Origin of the sequence: Streptococcus infantis (assembly GCF_047464415.1) — a bacterium.
GTDB lineage: Bacteria > Bacillota > Bacilli > Lactobacillales > Streptococcaceae > Streptococcus > Streptococcus infantis_AE.
This window is the reverse complement of record NZ_JASHBX010000006.1, coordinates 44221-68467: the sequence shown is the minus strand read 5'-3', so window position 1 is coordinate 68467 and position 24247 is coordinate 44221. Positions and strand designations below refer to the sequence as shown.

Below are 24247 nucleotides of genomic sequence, written 5' to 3'. Positions count from 1 at the left end.
ATACCTCTATTTTAACTCTTATTGCATGGTTAGTCCACCATCAATTGCAATGACCTGTCCCGTTAGATAATCCTGACTTGCAAGAAAGGCTGTGACCTCTGCGACTTGCTCAGCTTGGCCAAATTGTTTCATCGGAATTTGTGCCAACATGGCATCTTTGACCTTATCAGATAGAACAGCAGTCATATCTGATTCGATCATTCCTGGAGCAATAGCATTGACACGTACATTGCGATTAGCAACTTCACGTGCTACTGATTTAGTAAATCCAATCAGACCAGCCTTGGAAGCAGCGTAGTTGGCTTGACCGATATTTCCCATGAGACCAACAACACTAGACATATTAATGATAGCACCTTCGCGAGCTTTTATCATCGGTTTTAAGACTGATTGTGTCATATTGAAAGCCCCTGTCAGGTTGACTTTCAAGACCCTCTCAAAATCTTCTTCTGTCATCTTGAGCATGAGAGTATCTTGAGTAATCCCAGCATTATTCACTAGGACATCAACTGAACCCAGCTCTTCAATGGCTTGGTCTACCATACGTTTTGCGTCCGCAAAATCAGAAACGTCACCAGAAATAGCAAGGACCTTCACCCCGTATGGTTTAAATTCGGCAAGAAGCTCCTCGGAGATTTCACCACGACTATTCAAGACAACATTGGCTCCCAAGCTGGCAAATTTATGAGCAATGGCAAGACCAATTCCTCGACTTGAGCCTGTAATAAAGACATTTTTCTGTTCTAGTTTCATTTTTCTCCTTTCAGAACTTCTACCATTTTGGTCTAATTTTCTAAGAGTGCTTGTAAGCTTGCTTGATCTTCCACATTAGAAAGTTGAGCTGTTTTATCAATTTTTTTGACGAATCCTGACAAGACTTTACCAGGTCCAATCTCGATAAAACGAGTGACACCCGCTTCTTGCATGACTGCAATACTTTCATAAAAACGGACAGGCTCCTTGACTTGACGAGTCAAAAGTTCTGCAATACGTTCTTTTTCCATGACCTTCGCTTCTGTATTACCAACAAGTGGACAAGCAAAGTCAGAAAATTCAACTTCTGTCAGGGCTTGAGCTAATTTTTGACTAGCAGATTCCAATAAAGCTGTATGGAAAGGCCCAGAAACATTGAGCGGAATCAAACGTTTTGCTCCCGCCTCTTGCAAAAGTTCAACTGCACGATCTACTGCAGCTACCTCCCCACCAATAACAATTTGACTCGGCGTATTGTAGTTGGCTGGAGTTACAACACCAAGTTGAGAAGCTTCTTGACAAGCTTTTTCAATCACTTCAACTGGTGTATTGAGGACAGCCACCATTTTCCCTGATCCTGCTGGTGCTGCTTCTTCCATATAAGCCCCACGTTTAGCAACTAGAGCTACTGCAGCTTCAAAATCCAAGGCACCACTAGCTACCAGGGCAGAGTATTCTCCAAGAGACAAACCTGCCACCATATCTGGTTGGTAACCTTTCTCCCTTAAAAGACGGTAAATAGCAACGGATGTAGCTAAAATAGCTGGCTGCGTGTAACGAGTCTGATGTAGCTTTGTTTCATCATTATCAATCAAGTCACGGAGGTCATAGCCTAATACTTGGCTAGCTTGGTCAATTGTTTCCTTGACGATAGCATATTGGTCGTATAGTTCACGTCCCATTCCAAGGTACTGGGCTCCTTGACCTGCAAATAGAAAGGCTGTTTTAGTCATTTCTTGTAACTCCTGACCAACGAGCAGCTTCTGCTTGAATCTTTTCAGCTGCACCGTAGTAAATATCTTTTAAGATTTCTTCAACAGTTTCCTCTTTAGATACCAAACCTGCAATCTGGCCGGCCATCACTGAACCGCCATCCACATCCCCATGGACAACAGCCTTAGCTAAGGCTCCAGCACCCATTTGCTCAAAAATTTCTAAATCTGGATTTTCTTGTTTAAAGGCATCTTTTTCAGCTTGCTCGAAATCACGAGTCAATTTGTTTTTAATGGCACGAACTGCGTGTCCAAAATGTTGTGCCGAAATCGTTGTATCAATATCACGAGCTTTTAAAATTTTAGCTTTATAGTTAGGATGGGCATTTGATTCTTTAGCAACTACAAAACGAGTTCCTACTTGCACAGCCTCTGCACCAAGCATAAAGCCAGCAGCAGCCCCTTCACCGTCTGCAATACCACCAGCAGCGATAACAGGAATAGAAACAGCAGCTGCAACTTGACGAACCAAGGTCATAGTTGTTAGTTTACCGATGTGTCCACCTGCTTCCATACCTTCTGCAATAACAGCGTCTGCACCGATTTTTTCCATGCGTTTAGCTAAAGCAACACTAGGAACTACAGGAATAACGGTAATTCCCGCTTCATGGAATCGCTCCATGTATTTACTTGGGTTTCCTGCGCCAGTTGTGACTACTTTAACCCCTTCTTCAATGACGAGGTCAACAATATCATCAACAAATGGAGACAGAAGCATAATGTTGACACCAAAAGGCTTATCTGTTAAAGATTTAATCTTATCGATATTAGCCTTAACCACTTCTTTAGGAGCATTTCCTCCACCGATGATACCTAGACCACCTGCTTTTGAAACAGCTCCAGCAAGGTCACCATCTGCAACCCAGGCCATTCCACCTTGGAAGATAGGATATTTAATATTCAATAATTCTGTAATACGTGTTTTCATAGTGCCTCCATATGTCTTGCTTACGTAATAGTTCGACTACATTATAATTTGACAGTCAAACTATTACCTAAACAAGAGGGAGCGGGTTCCCCCTACTCCTTCTTCATTTATTTTAATTATTTTGTTTGCTCTTCAACGTAAGCAACCAAGTCACCAACTGTTTTCAAGTTGTCTTCAGCTTCGATTTGGATATCAAAAGCATCTTCAATTTCTGAGATCACTTGGAACAAGTCCAATGAATCTGCATCCAAATCATCAAAAGTAGATTCAAGTGTTACTTCTGATGCATCTTTTCCAAGTTCTTCAACGATAATTTCTTGTACTTTTTCAAATACTGCCATGATAGACTCCTTTAAAATTAATAGTTTTTATAACAATGTGTTCACCACATGATTACCTAAATTGTAACAATAAGCGTGCCCCATGTCAAACCTCCACCGAAGCCTGACAAGAGAATTTTTTGGCTACCATCCAAACGAATGAGCCCTTCCTCTACACACTCTGAAAGTAGGATCGGAATACTTGCCGCACTGGTATTTCCATACTTGGTCATATTGGCAGGAAGCTTGTCTCGATCTACACCGATCTTTCTAGCCATCTTATCTAGAATGCGGATATTAGCTTGATGAAGCAAGAGATAATCTAGTTCTTCTGCCGACAGAGGACTCTCTTCTATGGTATTTTTTATAGACTTAGCAACATCTCGAATCGCAAAATCAAAAACTGCTCGGCCATCCATTCTCAAGAAAGCATCAGGCTTTTCTTGATTTGAAAATGGTGAAGTTAAACCAGTCTGTCCAAAGGTCAAACACTCACTACGCGAACCATCGCTATTGAGACTCTCCGCTAGGAAATGTGGCTCTTCGCTTGCTTCTAACAAGATGCCCCCAGCTCCATCTCCAAATAGGACAGCTGTTGAGCGATCCGACCAGTCTAAAGCTTTTGACATGGTTTCACTACCGATAACTAGCCCCTTACGATAAACTCCTGAAGAGATAAACTTCTCTGCAGTTGATAGGGCAAAGACAAAGCCACTACAGGCAGCTGTTAAGTCATAGGCAAAAACCTTGTGAGCGCCGATTTTAGCCTGAACACGAGCGGCTGTTGAAGGCATCATCGAGTCAGGTGTCATCGTAGCTAGAATGATAAAATCCAACTCTTCAGCAGAAATCCCTGACTTCTCTAGGAGTTGTTTTGCAACTGCCGTTGCCAAATCTCCTGTTGATTCTGTCTTAGAAATGCGACGTTCCTTAATCCCAGTTCGACTTGAAATCCATTCATCACTCGTATCCATAACCTGAGCTAAATCCTCATTTGTGATAATCTGCTCTGGTACATAATGAGCAACCTGGCTTATTTTTGCAAAAGCCATTATTTCAAATCCTCCAAAAATTGATAAAGATTGGTCAAACCTTTACTCATGACATCCATTTCCTCTGGGCTCATGCCTTCGATAATTCTCTCGACCATGGCCTTGTGGAAACGTTTATGGAGACGATGTACGAGTCGACCTTTCTTGGTCAAATGCAGATGTACTACACGACGATCCTGATCTGAACGTAAGCGTTCGATGTAACCTTTTCGTTCCAAGTTGTTCAAGCTAGTTGTCACTGTTCCTAGAGTTACCATCAACTCTTTGGACACTTGACTTGGTGTCACATCTGGAAACTTACCAATCACATCAATCGTGTGCATTTCCTTGATAGAGATGTCCTTGAAACGACTACCTCGCAAACTTACTTCCTCAATCACCAGGACGTTATTAAAAATAGATGTTAAATAGTCATTGATCCGTTGGTAGTCCAATTCTCTTCCCTCCCTTATCAAAAAAGTTTAACTATCAAAACATTTGACAAAAAAAGTATATCAAACTTCAAAGAATTGTGCAAGTATTTTTTTATTTTCCGATAAATTTTGGACGTCTTCTCTCAGAATGTGCACGAACACCTTCTTTGAAATCTTCCGTATAAGATAGAGATTTTTGCAATTCCAATTCTAGCTGTGCGTACTCGTGCCACTGCTTAAATTCGCTCTCCCAGACTAACTTCTTAACAGCAGCATAGGAGTTGGAAGAACCTCGTCTCAACTTCTTCAATAGTTGCTCTCTTGTCTTTTCTAATTGATCACTAGCACAAAGACGATAGACAGCTCCAGCTTCCAGTGCTTTTTCTGCTGTGAAAGCTTCACCCGTCATAGCTAATTGCGTTGCCCGAGTCGCACCAAGTGATCGTGTAAGCAAGAATAAACCTCCCGCGTCTGGAGCCAAGCCCACACCTACAAAGGCCTGGATGAATTTAGCTTTGTCAGAAGCAATACAGAAATCAACCGCCAAAGCCATATTAGCCGCTGCCCCAGCAACTGCTCCATCCACCTCCATAATGACTGGTTTAGGAATTTGTTTAATCTTATAGGAAATCGTATTTACCAACTCCGCGATTTGGGTGAGGGAGGCAATATCATCCTCTTCGACAGCACGTTTCATTTCTACTAGATCGCCCCCAACAGAGAAGACTTTGCCGGCAGCATTAATGAGAATAAACGAAACCGAAGCATCTTTTTCAGCCAATTCCAATGCTTCTAGAATTTCTTGACACATAGGAATATGAAAACCATTGGCCACCTCAGGACGATTTAAAGTTAGTATCGCTAAATCGTCTTGAACTTGATAGAGAATATGATCCATAGGCACTCCTTTTAATTTACAACGAAGAATAAATTATTTTATTTTCAAATTATATCTTTTTCCGGCTTTTTAAACAAGAGAAAAATCGACCGAAAGTGTCTCGGCCGATTTTAAAATCTTAGTTTGGTCTCTAAAAATACAGGAAAACCAGTACTTGTATCATCCATGAAATCATAAATCACTTCAAGCATTCGTCCTCCTTCTCTCTGATAAAGCTGCTCTTGGTTTGATCCCTTATGGTGGAATTCTCCTGAAACCATGTAAAAAACACGATTTGGATCTTCTAGGTAGGCAAAAAGATTTCCTGCAAAAGGAGCTTCCTTATCCCCGTCCTTGGTGACCAGACTTGTAGCTAAGAGTTTCGTGATTCCTCTAAATTGTCCACTTTCATCTGTTCGACAATAAAACTTGACTCTAGCTTCATAGTCAGGATTGACGATAAGCTTTTCAGAGAGAATTCGATAAGTCCTTGCCTTACTATCTGACAAGCCGATAGATAAGATAATTTTAGCCCTCTCAACTGAAATCTGACCTTCCTGAGCATATTCCATCGCTAATTCTTCTCCGGTCAAACGACCACTGGGAAGAGGTTGAGAACTTGCTCCGATATTTGTAGGAATCATCACGAAGGTAAGGACTAGTAAGATTAAACAAACTACTCTTTTAATCATCTTCCCCCAACTCCTTTCATTAGAAGAGTCTTTCCTCCTACACCTTTATTATAAGCTTTCCTGATGAGTCTTTCAAACAATTATATAGGACATTTTCCAGATTGAAAAAAGCCCCTCTTTCTGCTATAATCGTATAAAATACTTACTTTAGGAGTTCTTATGAAGGTTGTTAAATTTGGTGGAAGCTCGCTTGCCTCTGCTAGTCAGTTAGAAAAAGTTTTAAATATTGTCAAAAGTGATCCAGAACGTCGTTTTGTGGTTGTATCTGCACCTGGTAAACGCAATTCTGAAGATACCAAGGTGACAGATGCCTTGATTAAATACTACCGCGACTATGTAGCTGGAAATGATATTAGCAAAAGCCAAAACTGGATTATTGATCGCTATGCTGCTATGGTTAGCGAATTAGGTCTTAAACCAGCCGTTTTAGACAAAATTTCAAAAAGCATTCGCTCTCTAGCTACTCTTCCAATTGAAGATAATAAGTTTCTCTATGATACCTTTCTAGCAGCTGGAGAAAATAACAATGCCAAATTGATTGCAGCCTACTTTAACCAAAATGGCTTGGAGGCGCGTTATGTTCATCCTAGAGAAGCTGGTATCGTTGTTACGAGCGAACCTGGAAATGCACGTATCATCCCATCAAGTTACGATAAAATCGAGGAATTGACAAATTCAACTGAAGTTCTTGTTATCCCTGGTTTCTTCGGTGTTACGAAAGAAGATCAAATTTGTACCTTCTCACGTGGGGGATCAGATATTACTGGTTCCATCATCGCTGCTGGTGTCAAGGCTGACCTCTATGAAAACTTTACTGATGTAGACGGAATCTTTGCAGCTCACCCTGGTATTATCCATAAGCCACACTCTATCCCTGAATTGACCTACCGTGAAATGCGTGAATTGGCCTATGCTGGATTCTCTGTACTACACGATGAAGCACTTCTACCAGCCTACCGTGGGAAAATTCCTTTGGTTATCAAGAACACCAATAACCCTGACCATCCAGGAACTCGTATCGTACTACAACATAGCAGCGACAAATTCCCAGTTGTTGGTATTGCTGGAGATTCTGGCTTTGTCAGCATTAATATGTCTAAGTATTTGATGAACCGCGAAATCGGTTTTGGTCGTAAAGTTCTTCAGATTCTTGAGGACCTTAATATTGGTTGGGAACACATGCCAACTGGTATCGATGACCTGTCTATCATCTTACGTTCACGAGAATTGACTCCAATCAAGGAAGAAGAAATCCTTCGTCAATTAGTCCAAAAAGCAGAGGTAGACCACGCTGAAATCGAACACGACCTCTCTATCATTATGATTGTTGGGGAAAAAATGAAGCGTCATATCGGGGTAACTGCTACAGCCACTCGTGCCCTATCTGAGAACAACATCAACATCCAAATGATGTCACAAGGCTCTAGTGAAGTTTCTATCATGTTTGTTGTCCATAAAGACCAAGAAAAAGCCGCTCTTAAAGCTCTCTACCAAGCATTTTTCGGTGAAAATAAGGAAGACTAAACATGGCACAATCCCTCAACAAGGTCGTCGACTTGCAAACAACTGGAACTTCCTATCTCTCCATTACAGGAAAGGTTGGAAAATTTCTGGTCGGAGATCATGCTTTAGAATTTTACGCAGATCGTAATGTCGAGGACTATATTCAAATCCCATGGTCCAGCATTAATCAAATCGGAGCCAATGTTTCAGGCCGCAAGGTTAGTCGTCATTTTGAAATCTTTACAGATCAAGGAAAATTTCTCTTCGCCTCAAAAGACTCTGGAAAAATTCTTAAGATTGCTCGTGAAAAATTGGGAAATGACAAGGTAGTCAAACTTCCTACCTTAGTTCAAATCATTGGTCGAAAAATTAAAAATCTATTTGCAAAAAAATAGAAAGTTTAGTATAATCATAGCAACGGATAAGTAGGTTACTTCCTTCTTTCAGAAAGTCTGCGGATGCTGCGAGCAGATAGAAGATTTAATTGAAATTCTACCGTTGTTTTAAATCAAATACAGAATCAAGTGCACACCTGTGAAGTTGGATGGAACCGTGGCCCTGCCACTCCAACGCTTTGTCAGGTGTGCTTTTTTCATAAAGGAGTTTATATGTTAGATATCAAACGTATTCGTACAGACTTTGATGCTGTCGCTGAAAAACTAGCTACACGTGGTGTAGATGCTGCTATCTTGAACGAGATGAAAGAAATCGATGCTAAACGTCGTGACATCTTGGTGAAGGTTGAAACCCTTAAGGCTGAGCGTAACACGGTTTCTGCTGAAATTGCTCAAGCTAAACGTAACAAGGAAAATGCAGATGATAAGATTGCTGCTATGCAAACCCTCTCTGCCGAGGTAAAAGCTCTTGATGCTGAATTGGCAGAAATCGATGCGAAATTGACTGAATTTACTACTACACTTCCAAATATCCCAGCTGATAGCGTGCCTATCGGTGCAGACGAAGATGATAACGTAGAAGTTCGCCGTTGGGGAACTCCTCGCGAGTTCGACTTTGAACCAAAAGCTCACTGGGATCTAGGTGAAGATCTTGGTATTCTTGACTGGGAACGTGGTGGAAAAGTAACTGGAGCGCGCTTCCTCTTCTATAAAGGACTTGGGGCTCGTTTGGAACGTGCTATCTACAACTTTATGTTGGATGAGCATGGAAAAGAAGGTTACACTGAAGTCATCACACCTTACATGGTTAACCATGATTCTATGTTCGGTACTGGTCAATATCCAAAATTCAAAGAAGATACATTTGAATTGAAAGATACGAACTACGTCCTCATTCCTACAGCTGAAGTTCCTCTGACCAACTACTACCGTGATGAAATTCTTGATGGAAAAGACTTGCCAATCTACTTTACTGCTATGAGCCCATCATTCCGTTCTGAAGCTGGTTCAGCTGGTCGTGATACTCGTGGTTTGATTCGTTTGCACCAATTCCACAAGGTTGAAATGGTGAAATTTGCCAAACCTGAAGAGTCATACGAAGAACTAGAAAAGATGACAGCCAACGCTGAAAACATCCTTCAAAAACTCAACCTTCCATATCGCGTAGTTGCTCTTTCTACAGGAGACATGGGCTTCTCAGCTGCTAAGACTTATGACTTGGAAGTATGGATCCCTGCACAAAATACCTACCGTGAAATCTCAAGCTGTTCAAATACAGAAGATTTCCAAGCTCGTCGTGCCCAAATCCGTTACCGTGATGAAGCCGATGGTAAGGTTAAACTTCTTCATACTTTGAATGGTTCTGGACTTGCTGTTGGACGTACAGTCGCTGCTATCCTTGAAAACTATCAAAACGAAGATCGTTCTGTGACCATTCCAGAAGTTCTTCGTCCATACATGGGTGGAGCTGAAGTTATCAAACCATAATTAAATAGATGTAAAAAGAGGAGGCTGAGCTTCCTCTTTTTGAGTAATTCAAAAGAAACAGGTAGAAATCTTTCATTCTACCTGTTTTTATTTATTTCTTAGTAGCCACCCATCATAGATGGATCCATAGCTGGCGCTGGTGCAGCTGGTTCTGGTTTGTTAGCTACGACTGCTTCTGTCGTTAGAATCAAGCTTGCTACTGAAGCTGCGTTCTGAAGGGCTGAACGGCTAACCTTAACAGGATCGATAATTCCTGCTTCAATCATGTTGACCCATTCACCTGTTGCAGCATTGAAGCCTGTACCAGCTTCTGCATTTTTCAAACGATCAATTACGATTGAACCTTCATAACCTGCATTGTAGGCGATTTGACGTACAGGTTCTTCCAAGGCACGAAGAACAATGTTACGTCCTGTTGCTTCATCACCTTCTAACTCCAAGGCAGCAACAGCAGAGATAACATTAACAAGGGCAGTACCACCACCTGCAACGATTCCTTCTTCAACAGCTGCGCGAGTCGCGTTAAGGGCATCCTCGATACGGAGTTTCATTTCTTTCAATTCTGTTTCAGTCGCAGCTCCGACCTTGATAACTGCTACCCCACCTGACAACTTAGCCAAGCGTTCTTGGAGTTTTTCACGGTCAAATTCTGATGTTGTTGTTTCAATTTGTGATTTGATGACAGCAACACGGTTAGCAATTGCTTCAGGATTACCTGCACCTTCTACAATGACTGTACTATCTTTATCAACAGACACTTTAGCTGCTTGACCAAGTGCTTCGATAGTAGCATCTTTCAATTCAAGACCAAGATCTTCTGTGATAACAGTTCCGCCTGTCAAAATTGCGATGTCTTCCAACATAGCCTTGCGTCGGTCACCAAATCCTGGTGCCTTAACAGCAACTACGTTGAAGGTTCCACGGATCTTGTTCAAAACAAGAGTTGGCAGAGCTTCACCGTCAACGTCATCTGCAATAATCAAGAGCGGACGGCTACTTTGAAGAATACTTTCTAGAAGTGGCAAAATTTCTTGGATATTTGAGATTTTCTTATCAGTGATTAAAATGTATGGATTTTCAAGGTCTGCAACCATTTTTTCATTGTCAGTGACCATGTACTGTGATAGATAACCACGATCGAATTGCATTCCTTCTACAACTTCAAGCTCTGTTTCCATACCACGTGATTCTTCAATAGTGATAACTCCATCTTTACCAACTTTTTCCATGGCTTCAGAGATGTACTCACCTACTTTTTCAGAACGAGAGGATACGGCAGCGACTTGTGCAATAGCTTCCTTGCTTGATACTGGAATGGCATTGTTCTTCAAGGCTTCTACAGCAGTTGCAACTGCTGCTTCAATCCCACGACGGATACCGATTGGGTTTGCGCCAGCCGTAACGTTTTTGATCCCTTCACGAACAATAGCTTGGGTCAAAACTGTTGCAGTAGTTGTCCCGTCACCAGCAATATCATTGGTTTTAGAAGCCACTTCTGACACCAATTTGGCACCCATATTTTCAAAATGGTCTTCTAGTTCGATTTCTTTAGCGATGGTTACACCGTCATTGGTAATCAATGGTGAACCGAATGATTTTTCAAGAACGACGTTACGGCCTTTAGGTCCCAAGGTTACTTTAACAGTATCAGCTAGGATATCAACACCACGGACCATTGCTGAACGTGCATCAGATGAAAATTTAATCTCTTTTGACATACTTACTTCCTCCTATTATTCTTCAACGATTGCTAAGATGTTGGCTTCACCCACGATGACATATTTTTCGTCACCATCTTTGACCTCGATACCTGCATGAGCTTCGACTAAAACTTGATCTCCAACTTTTACACTTGGAGCGACTAGTTCACCACTCAAGGTGCGAACACCTTGTCCAGTAGCCACTACTGTAGCTGTTTTCGTTTCTTCTTGGGCTGATTTTGCGAGGACAAAGCCTCCGACTGTTTGTTCTTTCTCTTCAATTTTCAAGACCACACGGTCCCCTAATGGTTTCAACATCTGTTTTCCTCCATAACATAATCATATTATTAGCACTCTTTACGAACGAGTGCTAAACCATAGTTCTATTGTATCACTTAGTCAGAAATAGTCAAGAAAAAAACACCTCAAAATGAATGAGATGTTCCTTAAAGATCACTTTAGAATTATTAACTTTCGATTAAAATCATCGACGACTTTTTGGAGATTGATCCGTCCTCGATAGATACCATATCCAAAAACCACCATTCCCAATATTCCAACCAAGGCAAGTAAAATTCCTAAAATTAAGATTGGGAGGAAGCTTTTATGAAAGAGATAAATTAAGACCATACCTATACTGGCAATGATAAAGAGTAAGCTAAACCAACGGCCAAGATTTTCAATCATATGACGTTGATACTTAATTTCTGTTTCATATCCATTAACAAGTTCTTGTTTTGTAACCATGAGGATTCTCCTGACAAAAATTGAGAATGAAGGACAAGAGAAGGAGGTTAGTCTACTTCATTCTCAAAATTTTCTACTAAATATGTGCTTTTCTTGAGCTTAGTAATTAAGATGTGGGTCAAAGATACCTAGAGCAACACCGACCAAAGCGACAACAACTAGAAGCAACATTACTTTGTTTGGTGAAACTTTTTTCTTAGACATTAACCACCAGCAAATAGTGATGAAAGTTGCTGTCAAGAGACCTGGATAAACACCATCAATCTTTTCTTGGATATTTAAGAAGACTTTTCCTTCAGAATTCTCGAATTGAAGGGCTGTTGTAACAGATACCCAAGTTGCTGCTACCGCACCGATAACCATACCACCGACAACGCTAATTGCTTTACGAAGGGCTTGTCCTTTTGGTCCTACTAGGAATTCAACTGCTTTATCCCCCAATTGATATCCTTTGAAGAAGGCAAAGCGCATACCAAAGTATACTAAGAGGTTCCATACGACGATGTAGAAGATAGCACCAGCGATGTTACCACCTTTAGAGAGACCGAGGGCAATCCCCAAAAGAACTGGAATCAAGGTCCCAACGACCAAAGAGTCACCGATACCAGCGATTGGACCCATCAAACCGGCACGCATACCATTTATGGTTTCACCATCCACTGCATCTCCGTTTGCGCGCGCTTCTTCCAAACCAGCTGTAATCCCTACAACGAGAGAGCCAAGTTGTGGTTCAGTATTGAAGAAGGCAGTATAGGTTTGCATAGCATCTTTTTGTTCTTCTTTTGTATCATACATTTCTTCTACGATTGGAAGCATAGAAGTCAAGTACCCAAAGGTTTGCATGTGTTCTTGAGAGAAACAAGTCAAATGACCATAATACCAATGATGAAATGCTTTTGCTAATGTTTTCTTTGAAATTTTCTTTCTATCAGCCATTTTAAATATCCTCCTCATCATCGTCTACGTAAACAACCCCAGCTGGAGCAGCTTTCATAGATTTGATTACTTCAAGTTCATAGTAGATTACTGCAAAGATCAATGAAACAACCGCACTAGCTACCAAGTTCAAGCCGAGAGATTTAGCCAAGGTAAATCCAACAAAGAATGGAATGAAGTCAGTTGCTTTTGTAACAATTTGTTTCAACAAGATAGCAATACCGACACATGGGAGAAGAGCTCCGACTGTAAAGAGAGCTTTCATCCAGAAACCATCCATAGGAAGGTAAAGTTTCATCAAATCAACCATGTTTTCACCATATTTAGTGATAATCATAGTTGGAAGGAAAGAGAAGAGGAAGTGAGAAATCCAAGGATAAACCCAGTCAACTGCGTAGAGTTTTTTGAAGTTTCCTTCTTCAACGGCTTTCCAACCAATGTGTTGCCAAAGCAAGTTCATTGTAGCTGTACCGTAGAAAAGAACAGTACCGATTGTCCCAACTGCTGCACCGATTGGGGCTGCAGCTGCTGCAATTCCAGCTTCGTCTGTGATGTGATTTGCATGCACAAACAAGATAGCAAGAGGAACACCGATATAAGAGATGGCACGAACATCGGCAGATACGGTTCCACCAGGTGTTACCAAGGCGATATAAACAACTTGAAGGGCAACCCCGACCATAATACCGGTTGTCACATCTCCAAGAATTAAACCTGAAATCAACCCACCGATCAAGGGACGACCGAGTGTATAGTTCCCGATACTGGAACCTCCCATACCAGGCATTGAAGACAAGCTGGCGAAAACAGCAAGCAAGATTGCTTGAATCCATGAAATTGTCATAACAAACGCTCCTTATGTTTGTAAATTTATTTACCTAACTAATAAAACTGTTAGGTTTAAAAACCAAATTTAGATTTGAAATCATCCCAGTAACCAATTGAAACATCCGGCAACAATTGGAATTTAACCTTGTAACCTGCTGCCTGAATTGCCTGAAAGGCTTCTGCTTCTTCCTGGGTGATGGATTGGTTATTGCCCAATTTCACTGCACCAGGACGATCATTTGCAGGGCCAACGATGATTTCTTTAACATCTCCTGGGACAAAACCTTGATCCACCAAAATTTCCTTCATATCGATTGGGTTTTTGGTAATCAAGAAGTACCGACTGTCAGATTCCGTTACTTTTGCTGACTTTTCTTTAAAGGCTTCTTTTGTCCATACAAAGGTTTTCTTGTCTGATGCGCCTTTGTAAGCTTGGATCAAAACCTTGTTTGATGCTGCTGCATCGTTTACGGCAATCAAACCATCACATGGTTTTTCTTTTGCCCAGCGTGTGACTGTTTGACCGTGAATCATGCGGTCATCAATCCGTACAAATGTTACTACCATAAGGTACCTCCCTATTAAATATCGTCATCATCTTCTTCAGCACTAGTGGCTGAAACTTCAAAAGGTTGTAGTGCAGATTGTGCTTCTGATAAGATAGTTGCTGACAAATCGTCTCCATCCAACACATCCTTCATCACAACTGCTGTCAGGGCCATGGTCAGGTTCATCCCACCAAGAATTAAAGCTCCATCTAGCTTTCCAGCTTCTTCTAGGACAGTGGCTGCCGTGGTTAATGGACTACCACCTACAATGTCTGCCAAGACCAGCACAGAATCATCTGCTGTCAATTCTGAAATGCTCTCTCTAAAATCAACTGCAAAGTCATCGACCGATTTTCCTTCTTTGAGTCCAACTGCGATGACCTGATTTATCTTGTCACCAGCAAACATAGCTAGCGATGTTTTTAGTCCTTCTGCTAATCCACCATGACTGACTAAAATGAGATATTTCATTTTTCTACACCTCCTTTATTTGACTCTATTGTAGAATATTTGGAAGCGCTTTTACATTGTCAAATGTCACATGATAAACATGACATTTAGCAACAAAAAAATGACATCTGTCACTTGACACAATGTCATCTTATTTTTCTTTAAACTCCTACCTGAAGACTACTTTCAATTTCCCTCTGAATTTGAGGCAAGCGGTTCTCGACATCTTGATCGCGCAAAGCATTGCCAATCAAGTAGTCCAGCTTTTCCAACATTTCTTTAGAGACATTCTTGGGACTACTTTCAACAGCTTGTTCCATGATACGATTCAAGGTCTGATTGGTCAAGGAATCCGTGCCAAAATCATCTACCTGTAGAAGATCTTTACTAGATTGACTTTGGACCACCTGTGGCATAACGGAAATCCCTTGAGATTGAGCAAAGAGGAGTTGTTGAATTTCTGGATCTTCTGTCAACACTTGCATCAATTCCCAAGCTAACTTGGAATGAGGAGTCCGAGCAGACATGGCAAAAGAAGTCGTCGTAACCAAAGTCGCCTTGGTAGTTTTTGACTTAGCAGGCATAGGGATACAGGTCCAGGTGAAATTTGAATATTTTGAAACATGGTAAGGATAAGGTTTATAGGTTCTATATTGAGCCAAAGTCATGGGATAAAAAGCGACTTTCCCCTGGTCAAAATCTTTGGAACTCACCTTATAGTTCTTATTCAACTCTTCCAATTTTTGTAAAAAAGTCAAAGACTCTTTGACTTCTGGAGCCGTAAGTTTGAGCATCCCTCCTTGAAAGAGACTACCCCCATTTGCTGCCAAAGCTTCTTTCCAGGTATATTCTGTACTCCCAAACTGATCCAATTGACCATCTCCATTGGTATCTTTGGTTAGTTTTTTACAAATTGTATGGAACTCTTCCAAGCTCCAACCTTCCTTGGGAACCTCAATGCCTTCTTTGTCCAGCAAATCTTTATTAACACACATCAAAATAGGATTACTTTCATAAGGTAAGGCATAGGATTGCCCCTGATAGACACCTGATTCAAATGCAACAGGATAAAAAGCAGCTTGGTCTTCTTGATTCATATAGCCATTTAACTTTTCTAGAACGCCACGCGCCGCCAATAAGGACAGATCTTGCTCAGAGACCATAAACACATCCGGCGTCTTTCCTGAAACAATCTTTTCTGAGAGCCAGTCTGAATAATCCGACTGTGGAATCCCATTTTCATATTCCACACGGACATTAGGATTGGACTTTTCAAATTTTTGAATCGCAAGATCCAAAGCATGGGAGCGTTGACTGGTCGGTACATCCCAACTAGATCCTGCATAAACTCCTATATGGAGCACGATCGGTTGTTGTTTCCACCAATAAAAACCAGTACTCACAGAGACCACAAAAAGGAGAACGATTCCCCAACAAAGATGCTTTCGGTTTAATTTCATTCCGTATTTCCTTTTGAAAAATCGCGTCTAGTCACTCCTGTTTGAACTGACCAAATTGCTAATTGCGTTCGATCTCTTAGATTTAATTTCGCCAAAATCGTTGATAAGTAATTGCGCACAGTTCCTTCTGATAAGAAAAGTTTGGCCGCAATTTCTTTGTTTGACTCGCCATAGCCGACTTCTTGAATAATTCGCCATTCTGTCGTACTCAAATCCTTGACGTTGTCCTCATCCACAGCAATAGAGAAATTCGATTTGGCCATTTGAGAGAATATCTGAAAGACCTTGCTAGCGATATTTGGGTTGATCATAGCTCCACCCTGATGCACCACCTTAATAGCCTCATAGAGTTCTTCTGTCGAGGCTCCCTTTAAAAGATATCCTGAAGCACCATACTTGAGTGCACTATAGATAAATTCATCATCGTCAAAAGTTGTTAAAATAATAATTTTGATATCCGGATAGTGTTCTTTTACTTCTTTTGTAGCCAAAACCCCATCCATGCCTGGCATCCGAATATCCATCAGGATCAGATCCGGATGCGTCTGTGGAATGCTGGACAAGACATGATTCCCATCTTCCACTGTAGCTACCACTTCGATGTCGGAGTGAGCCGACAAAATAATTTTCAAAGATTCTCGAATCAAGGCTTGGTCATCTGCCACCATTACTTTTATCACCATATCTTATCTCCCTTCTTTGTATTTTGGTAAACTGACACGTGTGAAAAATCCATCGCGACTTTCAAATTGAAGCTGGCCTCCTAGAATTGAAATACGCTCCATCATCTGTTTGAGTCCATAACCATAAGTTAAGGTTTCAAACCCAACTCCATTATCTTGCAAAGCGATCAAATAATTCTCTTTATCCTCAAAAAAATGGAGTTTTAGTTGGCTGGCATGACCGTGGCGAACCGCATTGGTCATAGACTCTTGAATCACACGAAAGATTGTATCTTCAATCATGACATCCATATCGACATCTATCCATTCATAGTTTAGATCAACTTGTAAGTTGGAAAGAATTTGATACTCGCGGATGGTCTTTTCTAAAGCGTCTTTGAGAGTTCGTCCCTCAAGGGCTCCCGGACGAAGACGATTAAGAGAACCTCTCACATCTTGGATTCCTTCACGGACCACTTCTGATACGTTTTTCACCTGCTCTTTTGCTCGATTTGGATCGATATCAATCAAGACCCCAACAGCATCTAAACCTGCTGAGATGCCTGTTAGTGCGTGCCCCAGAGTATCATGAATCTCGCGAGCAATCCGCTTACGCTCCCGATCCTCTGCAATCTTCTCAGACAAGGCCATATAATTGTTCAACTCCGTATTAACCTTGGACACCATGGCCAATTCTTCCTCTACTTCGTGGTTTTCCGCAAGGACGTTCATAATATAAAACAAAAGTGAAATAATGAAGAGTACCATATTCGAGGCATAAAGGGAATTCTTTAAGAAAAAGGCCAGAATGCGGATAGATTCAGGATAAAAATGAATATAGACATCTAAGGACGGAATCGGGAAGAAAAGCGAAAAGACATCTGAATTTGTCACAAGGAGCATCAAGAAGCTCACTAGGATAAAGGCAAACCAATACTTCCGATCTCTCTTGGTATTCAACTCTTTGGAACCATAGAAGATATCCGCAAAAACCAAGAGAATGAGCCCGTTATAAGCTACATTTTGAACCCACATCAGAAGCAGCATCAGGAGAATCTCCAGAATATTCCTCTTATCAAAAATAGACCATCGACTCGTTTGAGGCCGATATCGACTCATCGATATCAAAGCAATCCCAGCAAACAAAACTGCAGACAACCAAAAAGTCGTAGATGGAGCAAAGGGAATACGCTCTAGACGCTCTAATAATAGAGAAGCTTGGCGTTGAGCTATGATATAGTTGGTTGCTTGAAGATAGATGATACTGTTTAGCATAACAGCGATAAAATTGACGACCATAAGAATGGCCAAACTGTATCGAACACCTCTAAACTTTCTCATTACTGCCACCCATTCACATCAAACTGATCAATGTTTTCCTTTGTCATCATTTCAACTGGAATGCTCACCTCTTTGGTATAGCTCTTCCCTTCAGCAATATCTTGAATGACCTCCATCACGCGGTCTCCCATCTTCAAAGGAGACTGAGCAACGGTTCCCACAACATCATCCGTCGAGTGCAACAAAGATTTCATATCTGGTGAACCATCGATTCCATAAATCGCAATGGGGTAAGTTATTCCTTGCTCCTTAATTGCAGCCAGAGCACCTATAGCTGAGCGGTCATTTAAGGCAACCAAGGTATCAATTTCAACCCCTGATTGTAAAAAATTCTGGACAGCCGGCATGGCGATTTCCGTTTGCCCCTTGGTTTCTAGTTCCGATACAATCTGATAAGAACTGTGCCCCTCTATAGTGTCTTTAAACCCCTGAATCCGCGTATCTGCTGAAACAGTCCCTTTATGTTCCAAAAGGAGGACCCGAGCACTAGAAGAACGTTTCATCAACTCTTTAGCAATCAATACTCCCGCTTGGTAGTTATCGGATACAATACTTGCATCTGGCTTAAAATTCTTCAGTTGGGTATCGACCGCAATGATTTTAATTCCTTGTTTTCTAGCTTTTTCAAGAGCAGTTAAAATTGACTGGCTATCCCCCTTGACCGGATTGATCACTATCATATCAACTTTTTGAGCACAAAAATCATCAATCTGTTGGCTCTGTCTTTCTTCGTCCAATTCTGGATCTCGGACGTAAACAAGAGCTCCTCTTTCATCGGCAATTCGACTAATTTCCGAATGAATACTTTTATAGAACCCATTGTTCATGGTCATATAGGTGACACCAATTTTAGTCTGATTCTTGATGCCACTTGTTTGACAACGGCCGAAAAGCCATAAGAGAACACAGACCACTGGAATCAGCAGTAATAGACGCTTTATCAGCCATTTCAACAATTCTATTTTCTCTTTATTTTTCTTCAAATTTCATTCCTTTTCTGAAAATTTTGAATATATATTACTTTATTCTACTACTTTTTCAAAAAAAGTGCTTGATTTTATTGTACAAGTGCATTTATTTGACCTATTTAAGAATTAATTTCCGAACAATACTACAAAAATAATAGAAAAAGCTGGTCTATAGGCGAACCAGCTCTTCTATTTGATTGATATTAAAATGGAAGTTCCTCTTCTTCCAAGACCAAATCTGCTAAGTCTTGTCCTGCATTATTTTCACGCATAGCACGTTGGGCGCGGCTTTCTAAGAGTTGGAAACCTGTACAGAGAACTTCTGTTACATAGTTGGTCTGGCCATTCTTCTCAAACTTACGGGTACGAAGTTCCCCATCCACAGAAATGAGACTACCCTTGCTTCCATAACTAGCCAAGGTTTCAGCCAATTTGCCCCAGACCACAATATTGATGAAGTCTGCTTCACGTTCTCCATTTTGGTCTTTGTAACGACGGTTCACTGCGATAGTTGCTCGTGCAACGGACTTATCATTGTTGGTTTTGTGCAATTCTGGTGTTGCCACGATTCTTCCAATAAGAATAATTTTATTATACATTTTTTCATCCTCCTACTTATCTATTCGAAGGAAATCAAAAAAAGTTACAAAATTTGTAACTTTTTTAAATAATATTAATCTCTGTGAATCATAAATCCAGTTGCTTGTTGATTGGCCATGATGGTCATATCTGTGATTTGCACACGACGTGGCTGACTGGTCACATAAACTACAGCATCTGCGATATCTTGTGCCTGCAAGGCTTCAAGTCCCTGATAGACCGTTGCAGCCCGTGCCTCATCTCCATGGAAACGGACTTTTGAAAAATCAGTCTCTACAATACCAGGCTGAATAGTTGTCACCTTGATATCAGTCGCAATGGTATCAATCCGTAGTCCATCTGAAAATGTTTTGACTGCAGCCTTGGTTGCTGAATAGACTGCTGCACCAGCGTAGGCGTAAATACCTGCGGTTGAACCTATATTAATGATATGGCCTTGATTGGCTGCTACCATAGAAGGCAAGAGACAACGAGTGACTGCCATCAAGCCCTTGACATTGGTATCCAGCATGGTCAGCATATCCAACTCTTCATAGTCCTGATAGGGAGCTAAGCCTAAAGCAAGTCCAGCGTTATTGACCAATATATCAATCTGACCCACAGTTTCTAAAATTTCTGAACAAACAGTCTTAACCATTGTCATATCGGTCACATCAAGGGGAAAGGTCCAGACTTTTTGATTTGGAAAAGCTTCTGCAAACTCAGTTTTGAGAGATTCAAGTCTTTCTGTTCGACGCCCTGTGAGAACAATATTCTCACCTTTTTCTAGATAGGCACGCGCGATTGCTTCACCAATTCCTGATGTTGCACCTGTAATCACTACATTTTTTGCCATCTTACTTTCTCCTATCTAGTTTAATAGATACTAGTTACAAATTAAGCTGTCCAGTGTTTAGCCGGATCGAATGGTGTTCCAACAACTTGGTCGTCTGTCAACTCAATAACACCACGTTTTTGTGGAGCATTTGGCAAATGCAATTCACGAGGACTGCACATCATCCCAAAACTCTTTTCCCCACGGAGTTCCCCTGGGAAAATGAGATTCCCTTTTGGCATCATAGCTCCAGGAAGAGCTACAATGGTTTTCAAGCCAATACGCGCATTTGGAGCTCCGGCAACAATTTGCACTGTCTTGTCATTTCCGACAGCAACTTGACAGATATTCAAGTGGTCACTATCTGGATGAGCTACCATCTCGACAATTTCACCAACAACAAACTTAGGCTCTTTGTCATTGATAATTTCTTCTGCAAAACCTTCCGACTGCAGTTCTTGGTTCAAACGAGCGACTTGCTCGTCAGTTAAAAAGACTTGTCCACGGTCTGCAATTTCAAATAAGCTAGAAACCTCAAAAATATTCCAAGCGACAGTTTGGCCAGTTTCCTTTAGAAAAACTCGTGCCACATTACCTTTACGCTCAACATCTAATTTGGCATCGCTACTATTTTTCACAATGACCATAAGGACATCGCCGACATGTTCTTTGTTATATGTAAAAATCATTTTTTCTCTTTTCTCCTATTTCAGTCCTGCTAAAAAATTGTTGATTTGTTCCTTGCTTTTTCGGTCGCGATTGACAAAGCGTCCAATCTCCTTGTCCTTGTCTAAGACAACAAGACTTGGAATTCCGTATACATCCCAAAGTTTCGCAAGTTCCATATACTCATCTCGGTCTACCCGTATAAAAGTAAACTCTGGATTGGTCTCTTCAATCTCTGGTAAAGCAGGATAGATATAGCGACAATCGCCACACCAGTCGGCCACAAAAAGGAAGACCTTCTTGCCATCCTGCTCTACTAAATTCGCTAATTCTTCTAAACTGTTAGGAGAAATCATAAAACTTCCTCCTCATAGATGAGATCTTCATCTTCATAGACAAAGGTATAGTGACGACCATCTTCAAAAATAACACCACCAACAAGACGTTCTAGGCTACTTTCGTACACTTGGACATAGAGAGTCCCAATCTCACCCATTTCTGAAAAGTAGTCACGCACAATAGCAGTCAACTCTTCCTGCGTCTTCATGAGTTTGTGATCATCAGCTACTTTCTTAGCTCCAAAGGCAAGGGCTCCAAGTCCTGCCACGACCAAACCTGTTTTAATAATATTTTTCGTTTTCATGCTAACATTGTAACACAAAAAGATAAGTAGGACAAATCGTGAATGCTATTTTCGTTTGAACTATAGTTCCTCATTTCAAGAAATATTGACTCCTATCTCCTCCTATGGTACAACACCTCAAAGTAACGATTTACTTATCCATAAAATTCTAAGGAGATTCTATATGAACAAAGAAAGTTATTTTGACGGTGGATTACTCAGCTTTATCGGGCACTCGATTGTCGCTTTTTTCATCATCAGCTTAACTCTAGGAATTGCCACACCTTGGGCCGTTTGTTTTATGCAAGATTGGAAAGTCCGACATACTGTCATCGATGGTCAACGTTTATATTTTGATGGAACTGGCGCCCAGTTATTTGGAAATTGGATCAAATGGTTCTTACTGACGATTATCACTCTTGGAATCTATTCATTTTGGTTAAAAATAAAAACAGAACAATGGATTACTAAGCATACCCATCATATGTAAAAAGTGCGGTTTATAGACCACACTTTTTTTATAACTCTTAATAATGTCTCTCACCAAATAAACCTTCTGGCAAATCATGGAAACCCTTGCCTGCCTTGAAATTTTCAAATTTGCCTAGCAAGAACTGGTAGGCATCCAAGCGACTTTCATAGCGAATCATGGCATCTTTAGCACGCTCATCTTGATCTTCTTCATAGACCTTTTGACTTTCCTTATGCGCCATATCATTAATCATGATTTGGGTATTAACCCAGGCTTCAAATTCTTTCATAAATTCTTGTTCGTAACTCATTTTTTCTCCTTATTCTAATCCACGGAAATAGTCTGTATCAATCTCACGGTAGGGCTGGATATCCTGAACATACTCCAATACACCTTGAAATTCTCCATTTTCATCGTGTACTGCAGCATAGGTGATATGGACAAACTTACCTCGTGACTCGGACTTGAACCACATCTCGTACTTGTCCTTGACCCCGTCACGAAGACCTTTCATAATGGTCTTTACCTTATCAAGGTACTTGGGTGGGTGACAAAGCTCAACATTTCGCCCTACTTGAGAAGGTGTCCGCTTGAAAATCATCTCATCTGCTGGCGTATTGTCATTGTAATACTGGAAAATATCATCCTTATTAACAAAGGTAATTTCCATTGGCAGATGGTTGAGAATAAGATTAGCCTGCTCGACTGAGAGATAGCCATTGCCAAAAGCCTGTTGACTATGGCGATCCAGCACTGCTTCCTTTTCCTTAGGTGTAAAGGTGATGGTAAACTGCCCTTCTGGCGTATCAATAACCTTCTGAACTTGGCCTTCTACAGTTTCTGGCTGACTTGGTTCTTCTACACTTTTCTTCTCAACAAAGCTTTTACGTTCAGGTACCCATTTCTCAGATGGTCGGATGATAGCATAGCCATAAGCATCACTTTCCTCAGCAATCTGAATCCAATCATCCTGGGTAAAGGATTCTAGTAGAATCATGAGGAGGATAGATTCTTCCTTGAAAATCATACTCTCAAATTCAGTCGCAAAAGCGTCAAAATCAGCCTTTACAGTGCTAATGGACACTTCTGGTAGGGACTTGGCTGTCGCCAAGGCTTTCTGAAAAAGCTCCCTGATCTGGTCATCGACTCCCCACATGACTTTTGGTGGCGAATCATGTCCATAACGCTCCATGATAGGAAAGAAGAGCTCTTCCTTGCGCTGGTAGTGGCGGTCAAATTGACCTACAAGTCCCATCTGCCGAACCAAACCCTTACGCATCTCCGCAAGCATTTCCTCGTCTTCCATAGACTCATATGTATCTAATAATCTACGAACACGAATCAAGGCAGCACGGAGGGCTAGATTTTCATCCTTAAAAACACGGACAGGATGACCAGGATGCTCTGTATCTTCAACTTCGACACCCTTAACAGCATTTTTAAAGAGATTAGCATGGACATCACAGAGCTCCATGACGTCTTCAAATGTCACACCTGAGTCAGAGTTCATCAACTCATGCTCCATGAGAGAAATCTCGATAGCTGATACACCTGTAAAGGTCGCATCAAAGCGCTCCTGAACGGATTCAGGTGAGGCTCCATTATGCAATTCTAATAAAATATCCCGTAGGACATGAATTCGTTCATCTGCCATTAGTCTAATCCAATCACTTCGTAACCATTTGCTTCCAGTGTGCGTACAATCTTATCCATAGGAGTTCCCTCGAGCTTAGAACCCTGTTTGAGCGATACTTTTCGTCCGACTGTATTTCGCATCAAGGGATTTGCAAGAGGCTTAAAACCGAGTTCTACTAGGATATCTAAAACTTCTGGATGCTTATCCACCACTTCCGCAACAGGAATAGATACATCAATGATATTGTCCATCATAACCTCCATCATATTCTCTAACAGTTTTTTCTTTTTTATTATACCACAAGGGCAAAGATTAAAAAACTAGCAGTAGAAGACTTGCTAGTTTATTTCGTATAACTTCATTATTTCTAATTATATAGACTCT

31 protein-coding genes are annotated in these 24247 nt (G+C 41.0%); 4 read left to right on the top strand and 27 right to left on the bottom strand.

Annotation, left to right across the window (positions count from 1 at the left end):
• Positions 1 to 18: 18 nt before the first annotated feature.
• The 8 genes from fabG to QM460_RS04910 form a co-directional block, all read right to left on the bottom strand.
• Positions 19 to 753, bottom strand: a complete 735-nt coding sequence (gene fabG, locus QM460_RS04945) for a 3-oxoacyl-[acyl-carrier-protein] reductase (protein WP_414289411.1) — start codon at positions 751 to 753, stop codon at positions 19 to 21.
• 32 nt (positions 754 to 785) lie between these two features.
• On the bottom strand, positions 786 to 1706 hold the full coding sequence (fabD, locus tag QM460_RS04940) for an ACP S-malonyltransferase (protein WP_414289410.1): 921 nt from the start codon (positions 1704 to 1706) through the stop codon (positions 786 to 788).
• Complete coding sequence (gene fabK, locus QM460_RS04935; RefSeq protein ID WP_373114968.1) at positions 1699 to 2673, bottom strand: enoyl-[acyl-carrier-protein] reductase FabK; 975 nt, start codon at positions 2671 to 2673, stop codon at positions 1699 to 1701. Before fabK ends, fabD begins: the two co-directional genes overlap by 8 nt.
• A gap of 116 nt (positions 2674 to 2789) precedes the next feature.
• The gene (locus QM460_RS04930; RefSeq protein ID WP_000257840.1) at positions 2790 to 3014 is read right to left on the bottom strand and encodes an acyl carrier protein; all 225 of its coding nucleotides are present in this window, start codon (positions 3012 to 3014) and stop codon (positions 2790 to 2792) included.
• A 56-nt stretch (positions 3015 to 3070) separates the two neighbouring features.
• Positions 3071 to 4045 carry a beta-ketoacyl-ACP synthase III gene (locus QM460_RS04925; RefSeq protein WP_414289409.1) on the bottom strand — a complete coding sequence of 325 codons (975 nt, stop codon included), beginning with the start codon at positions 4043 to 4045 and terminating at the stop codon, positions 3071 to 3073.
• Positions 4045 to 4479: a MarR family winged helix-turn-helix transcriptional regulator gene (locus QM460_RS04920; protein ID WP_000386343.1), complete on the bottom strand. Its 435-nt coding sequence runs from the start codon at positions 4477 to 4479 to the stop codon at positions 4045 to 4047. Before QM460_RS04920 ends, QM460_RS04925 begins: the two co-directional genes overlap by 1 nt.
• Before the next feature lie 91 nt (positions 4480 to 4570).
• The gene (locus QM460_RS04915; RefSeq protein ID WP_414289408.1) at positions 4571 to 5356 is read right to left on the bottom strand and encodes an enoyl-CoA hydratase; all 786 of its coding nucleotides are present in this window, start codon (positions 5354 to 5356) and stop codon (positions 4571 to 4573) included.
• A 110-nt stretch (positions 5357 to 5466) separates the two neighbouring features.
• Entirely contained in the window at positions 5467 to 6027 is a 561-nt protein-coding gene (locus QM460_RS04910; RefSeq protein ID WP_414289407.1) for a hypothetical protein, read from the bottom strand.
• A gap of 159 nt (positions 6028 to 6186) precedes the next feature.
• Between QM460_RS04910 and QM460_RS04905 the strand changes: the two genes are divergently transcribed.
• The 3 genes from QM460_RS04905 (at position 6187) to serS (ending at position 9413) form a co-directional block, all read left to right on the top strand.
• Entirely contained in the window at positions 6187 to 7551 is a 1365-nt protein-coding gene (locus QM460_RS04905) for an aspartate kinase (protein WP_373094325.1), read from the top strand.
• Between the two features lie 2 nt (positions 7552 to 7553).
• Entirely contained in the window at positions 7554 to 7925 is a 372-nt protein-coding gene (locus tag QM460_RS04900; RefSeq protein WP_049508922.1) for a DUF956 family protein, read from the top strand.
• A gap of 213 nt (positions 7926 to 8138) precedes the next feature.
• Complete coding sequence (gene serS / locus QM460_RS04895) at positions 8139 to 9413, top strand: serine--tRNA ligase (RefSeq protein ID WP_414289406.1); 1275 nt, start codon at positions 8139 to 8141, stop codon at positions 9411 to 9413.
• Between the two features lie 98 nt (positions 9414 to 9511).
• Here serS and groL read toward each other — a convergent pair whose 3' ends face one another.
• From groL to QM460_RS04815, 16 genes are all read right to left on the bottom strand, one after another.
• Positions 9512 to 11131, bottom strand: a complete 1620-nt coding sequence (gene groL / locus QM460_RS04890; protein WP_301559769.1) for a chaperonin GroEL — start codon at positions 11129 to 11131, stop codon at positions 9512 to 9514.
• Positions 11132 to 11146: 15 nt separating this feature from the next.
• A complete protein-coding gene (groES, locus tag QM460_RS04885; protein ID WP_049527054.1) occupies positions 11147 to 11431 on the bottom strand; it encodes a co-chaperone GroES in 285 nt (94 codons plus the stop codon).
• 135 nt (positions 11432 to 11566) lie between these two features.
• Positions 11567 to 11860, bottom strand: a complete 294-nt coding sequence (locus QM460_RS04880; RefSeq protein WP_414289405.1) for a DUF202 domain-containing protein — start codon at positions 11858 to 11860, stop codon at positions 11567 to 11569.
• Positions 11861 to 11959: 99 nt separating this feature from the next.
• Complete coding sequence (locus tag QM460_RS04875; protein WP_033586897.1) at positions 11960 to 12814, bottom strand: PTS system mannose/fructose/sorbose family transporter subunit IID; 855 nt, start codon at positions 12812 to 12814, stop codon at positions 11960 to 11962.
• The gene (locus tag QM460_RS04870; RefSeq protein WP_006151610.1) at positions 12798 to 13640 is read right to left on the bottom strand and encodes a PTS mannose/fructose/sorbose/N-acetylgalactosamine transporter subunit IIC; all 843 of its coding nucleotides are present in this window, start codon (positions 13638 to 13640) and stop codon (positions 12798 to 12800) included. Before QM460_RS04870 ends, QM460_RS04875 begins: the two co-directional genes overlap by 17 nt.
• Positions 13641 to 13696: 56 nt before the next feature.
• Complete coding sequence (locus QM460_RS04865; protein WP_000261775.1) at positions 13697 to 14191, bottom strand: PTS system mannose/fructose/N-acetylgalactosamine-transporter subunit IIB; 495 nt, start codon at positions 14189 to 14191, stop codon at positions 13697 to 13699.
• A 14-nt stretch (positions 14192 to 14205) separates the two neighbouring features.
• A complete protein-coding gene (locus QM460_RS04860; RefSeq protein WP_000876218.1) occupies positions 14206 to 14643 on the bottom strand; it encodes a PTS sugar transporter subunit IIA in 438 nt (145 codons plus the stop codon).
• A gap of 140 nt (positions 14644 to 14783) precedes the next feature.
• A complete protein-coding gene (locus tag QM460_RS04855; protein WP_414289404.1) occupies positions 14784 to 16082 on the bottom strand; it encodes an ABC transporter substrate-binding protein in 1299 nt (432 codons plus the stop codon).
• Positions 16079 to 16762 (bottom strand): response regulator transcription factor, encoded by a 684-nt coding sequence (locus tag QM460_RS04850; protein WP_006147185.1) that lies wholly within the window; start codon positions 16760 to 16762, stop codon positions 16079 to 16081. Before QM460_RS04850 ends, QM460_RS04855 begins: the two co-directional genes overlap by 4 nt.
• Positions 16763 to 16768: 6 nt before the next feature.
• On the bottom strand, positions 16769 to 18085 hold the full coding sequence (locus tag QM460_RS04845) for a sensor histidine kinase (protein WP_414289403.1): 1317 nt from the start codon (positions 18083 to 18085) through the stop codon (positions 16769 to 16771).
• Positions 18085 to 19068 carry a substrate-binding domain-containing protein gene (locus QM460_RS04840; RefSeq protein ID WP_414289402.1) on the bottom strand — a complete coding sequence of 328 codons (984 nt, stop codon included), beginning with the start codon at positions 19066 to 19068 and terminating at the stop codon, positions 18085 to 18087. Before QM460_RS04840 ends, QM460_RS04845 begins: the two co-directional genes overlap by 1 nt.
• 188 nt (positions 19069 to 19256) lie before the next feature.
• Complete coding sequence (locus QM460_RS04835; RefSeq protein WP_061862693.1) at positions 19257 to 19652, bottom strand: single-stranded DNA-binding protein; 396 nt, start codon at positions 19650 to 19652, stop codon at positions 19257 to 19259.
• Positions 19653 to 19726: 74 nt separating this feature from the next.
• Positions 19727 to 20488: an SDR family NAD(P)-dependent oxidoreductase gene (locus QM460_RS04830; RefSeq protein WP_414289401.1), complete on the bottom strand. Its 762-nt coding sequence runs from the start codon at positions 20486 to 20488 to the stop codon at positions 19727 to 19729.
• Between the two features lie 41 nt (positions 20489 to 20529).
• Positions 20530 to 21156, bottom strand: coding sequence for a YtpR family tRNA-binding protein (gene ytpR, locus QM460_RS04825; RefSeq protein WP_414289400.1), 627 nt, complete (start codon positions 21154 to 21156; stop codon positions 20530 to 20532).
• 15 nt (positions 21157 to 21171) lie between these two features.
• On the bottom strand, positions 21172 to 21489 hold the full coding sequence (locus QM460_RS04820; RefSeq protein WP_414289399.1) for a thioredoxin family protein: 318 nt from the start codon (positions 21487 to 21489) through the stop codon (positions 21172 to 21174).
• Positions 21486 to 21776 carry a DUF4651 domain-containing protein gene (locus QM460_RS04815; RefSeq protein WP_024053819.1) on the bottom strand — a complete coding sequence of 97 codons (291 nt, stop codon included), beginning with the start codon at positions 21774 to 21776 and terminating at the stop codon, positions 21486 to 21488. The genes QM460_RS04820 and QM460_RS04815 overlap by 4 nt, the downstream gene beginning before the upstream one ends.
• A gap of 163 nt (positions 21777 to 21939) precedes the next feature.
• On the opposite strand from QM460_RS04815, the gene QM460_RS04810 reads away from it, so the two are divergent.
• Complete coding sequence (locus QM460_RS04810; RefSeq protein ID WP_061862688.1) at positions 21940 to 22245, top strand: DUF898 family protein; 306 nt, start codon at positions 21940 to 21942, stop codon at positions 22243 to 22245.
• A 37-nt stretch (positions 22246 to 22282) separates the two neighbouring features.
• On the opposite strand, the gene QM460_RS04805 is transcribed toward QM460_RS04810, so the two are convergent.
• Genes QM460_RS04805 through QM460_RS04795 form a run of 3 tightly spaced genes read right to left on the bottom strand, consistent with a single transcriptional unit; the run spans position 22283 to position 24114 of the window.
• Positions 22283 to 22537 (bottom strand): DUF1912 family protein, encoded by a 255-nt coding sequence (locus QM460_RS04805; protein ID WP_414282531.1) that lies wholly within the window; start codon positions 22535 to 22537, stop codon positions 22283 to 22285.
• Positions 22538 to 22546: 9 nt separating this feature from the next.
• A complete protein-coding gene (locus tag QM460_RS04800; protein WP_414289398.1) occupies positions 22547 to 23881 on the bottom strand; it encodes a DUF438 domain-containing protein in 1335 nt (444 codons plus the stop codon).
• Positions 23881 to 24114, bottom strand: coding sequence for a DUF1858 domain-containing protein (locus tag QM460_RS04795; RefSeq protein WP_000368732.1), 234 nt, complete (start codon positions 24112 to 24114; stop codon positions 23881 to 23883). The genes QM460_RS04800 and QM460_RS04795 overlap by 1 nt, the downstream gene beginning before the upstream one ends.
• Positions 24115 to 24247 lie beyond the last annotated feature (133 nt).

Bases quoted from the DNA above. Each gene is read 5' to 3' on its own strand.
- fabG (WP_414289411.1), bottom strand. From the start codon at position 753: ATGAAACTAGAACAGAAAAATGTCTTTATTACAGGCTCAAGTCGAGGA.
- fabD (WP_414289410.1), bottom strand. From the start codon at position 1,706: ATGACTAAAACAGCCTTTCTATTTGCAGGTCAAGGAGCCCAGTACCTT.
- fabK (WP_373114968.1), bottom strand. From the start codon at position 2,673: ATGAAAACACGTATTACAGAATTATTGAATATTAAATATCCTATCTTC.
- QM460_RS04930 (WP_000257840.1), bottom strand. From the start codon at position 3,014: ATGGCAGTATTTGAAAAAGTACAAGAAATTATCGTTGAAGAACTTGGA.
- QM460_RS04925 (WP_414289409.1), bottom strand. From the start codon at position 4,045: ATGGCTTTTGCAAAAATAAGCCAGGTTGCTCATTATGTACCAGAGCAG.
- QM460_RS04915 (WP_414289408.1), bottom strand. From the start codon at position 5,356: ATGGATCATATTCTCTATCAAGTTCAAGACGATTTAGCGATACTAACT.
- QM460_RS04910 (WP_414289407.1), bottom strand. From the start codon at position 6,027: ATGATTAAAAGAGTAGTTTGTTTAATCTTACTAGTCCTTACCTTCGTG.
- QM460_RS04905 (WP_373094325.1), top strand. From the start codon at position 6,187: ATGAAGGTTGTTAAATTTGGTGGAAGCTCGCTTGCCTCTGCTAGTCAG.
- QM460_RS04900 (WP_049508922.1), top strand. From the start codon at position 7,554: ATGGCACAATCCCTCAACAAGGTCGTCGACTTGCAAACAACTGGAACT.
- serS (WP_414289406.1), top strand. From the start codon at position 8,139: ATGTTAGATATCAAACGTATTCGTACAGACTTTGATGCTGTCGCTGAA.
- groL (WP_301559769.1), bottom strand. From the start codon at position 11,131: ATGTCAAAAGAGATTAAATTTTCATCTGATGCACGTTCAGCAATGGTC.
- groES (WP_049527054.1), bottom strand. From the start codon at position 11,431: ATGTTGAAACCATTAGGGGACCGTGTGGTCTTGAAAATTGAAGAGAAA.
- QM460_RS04880 (WP_414289405.1), bottom strand. From the start codon at position 11,860: ATGGTTACAAAACAAGAACTTGTTAATGGATATGAAACAGAAATTAAG.
- QM460_RS04875 (WP_033586897.1), bottom strand. From the start codon at position 12,814: ATGAGGAGGATATTTAAAATGGCTGATAGAAAGAAAATTTCAAAGAAA.
- QM460_RS04870 (WP_006151610.1), bottom strand. From the start codon at position 13,640: ATGACAATTTCATGGATTCAAGCAATCTTGCTTGCTGTTTTCGCCAGC.
- QM460_RS04865 (WP_000261775.1), bottom strand. From the start codon at position 14,191: ATGGTAGTAACATTTGTACGGATTGATGACCGCATGATTCACGGTCAA.
- QM460_RS04860 (WP_000876218.1), bottom strand. From the start codon at position 14,643: ATGAAATATCTCATTTTAGTCAGTCATGGTGGATTAGCAGAAGGACTA.
- QM460_RS04855 (WP_414289404.1), bottom strand. From the start codon at position 16,082: ATGAAATTAAACCGAAAGCATCTTTGTTGGGGAATCGTTCTCCTTTTT.
- QM460_RS04845 (WP_414289403.1), bottom strand. From the start codon at position 18,085: ATGAGAAAGTTTAGAGGTGTTCGATACAGTTTGGCCATTCTTATGGTC.
- QM460_RS04835 (WP_061862693.1), bottom strand. From the start codon at position 19,652: ATGTATAATAAAATTATTCTTATTGGAAGAATCGTGGCAACACCAGAA.
- QM460_RS04830 (WP_414289401.1), bottom strand. From the start codon at position 20,488: ATGGCAAAAAATGTAGTGATTACAGGTGCAACATCAGGAATTGGTGAA.
- ytpR (WP_414289400.1), bottom strand. From the start codon at position 21,156: ATGATTTTTACATATAACAAAGAACATGTCGGCGATGTCCTTATGGTC.
- QM460_RS04820 (WP_414289399.1), bottom strand. From the start codon at position 21,489: ATGATTTCTCCTAACAGTTTAGAAGAATTAGCGAATTTAGTAGAGCAG.
- QM460_RS04815 (WP_024053819.1), bottom strand. From the start codon at position 21,776: ATGAAAACGAAAAATATTATTAAAACAGGTTTGGTCGTGGCAGGACTT.
- QM460_RS04810 (WP_061862688.1), top strand. From the start codon at position 21,940: ATGAACAAAGAAAGTTATTTTGACGGTGGATTACTCAGCTTTATCGGG.
- QM460_RS04805 (WP_414282531.1), bottom strand. From the start codon at position 22,537: ATGAGTTACGAACAAGAATTTATGAAAGAATTTGAAGCCTGGGTTAAT.
- QM460_RS04800 (WP_414289398.1), bottom strand. From the start codon at position 23,881: ATGGCAGATGAACGAATTCATGTCCTACGGGATATTTTATTAGAATTG.
- QM460_RS04795 (WP_000368732.1), bottom strand. From the start codon at position 24,114: ATGGACAATATCATTGATGTATCTATTCCTGTTGCGGAAGTGGTGGAT.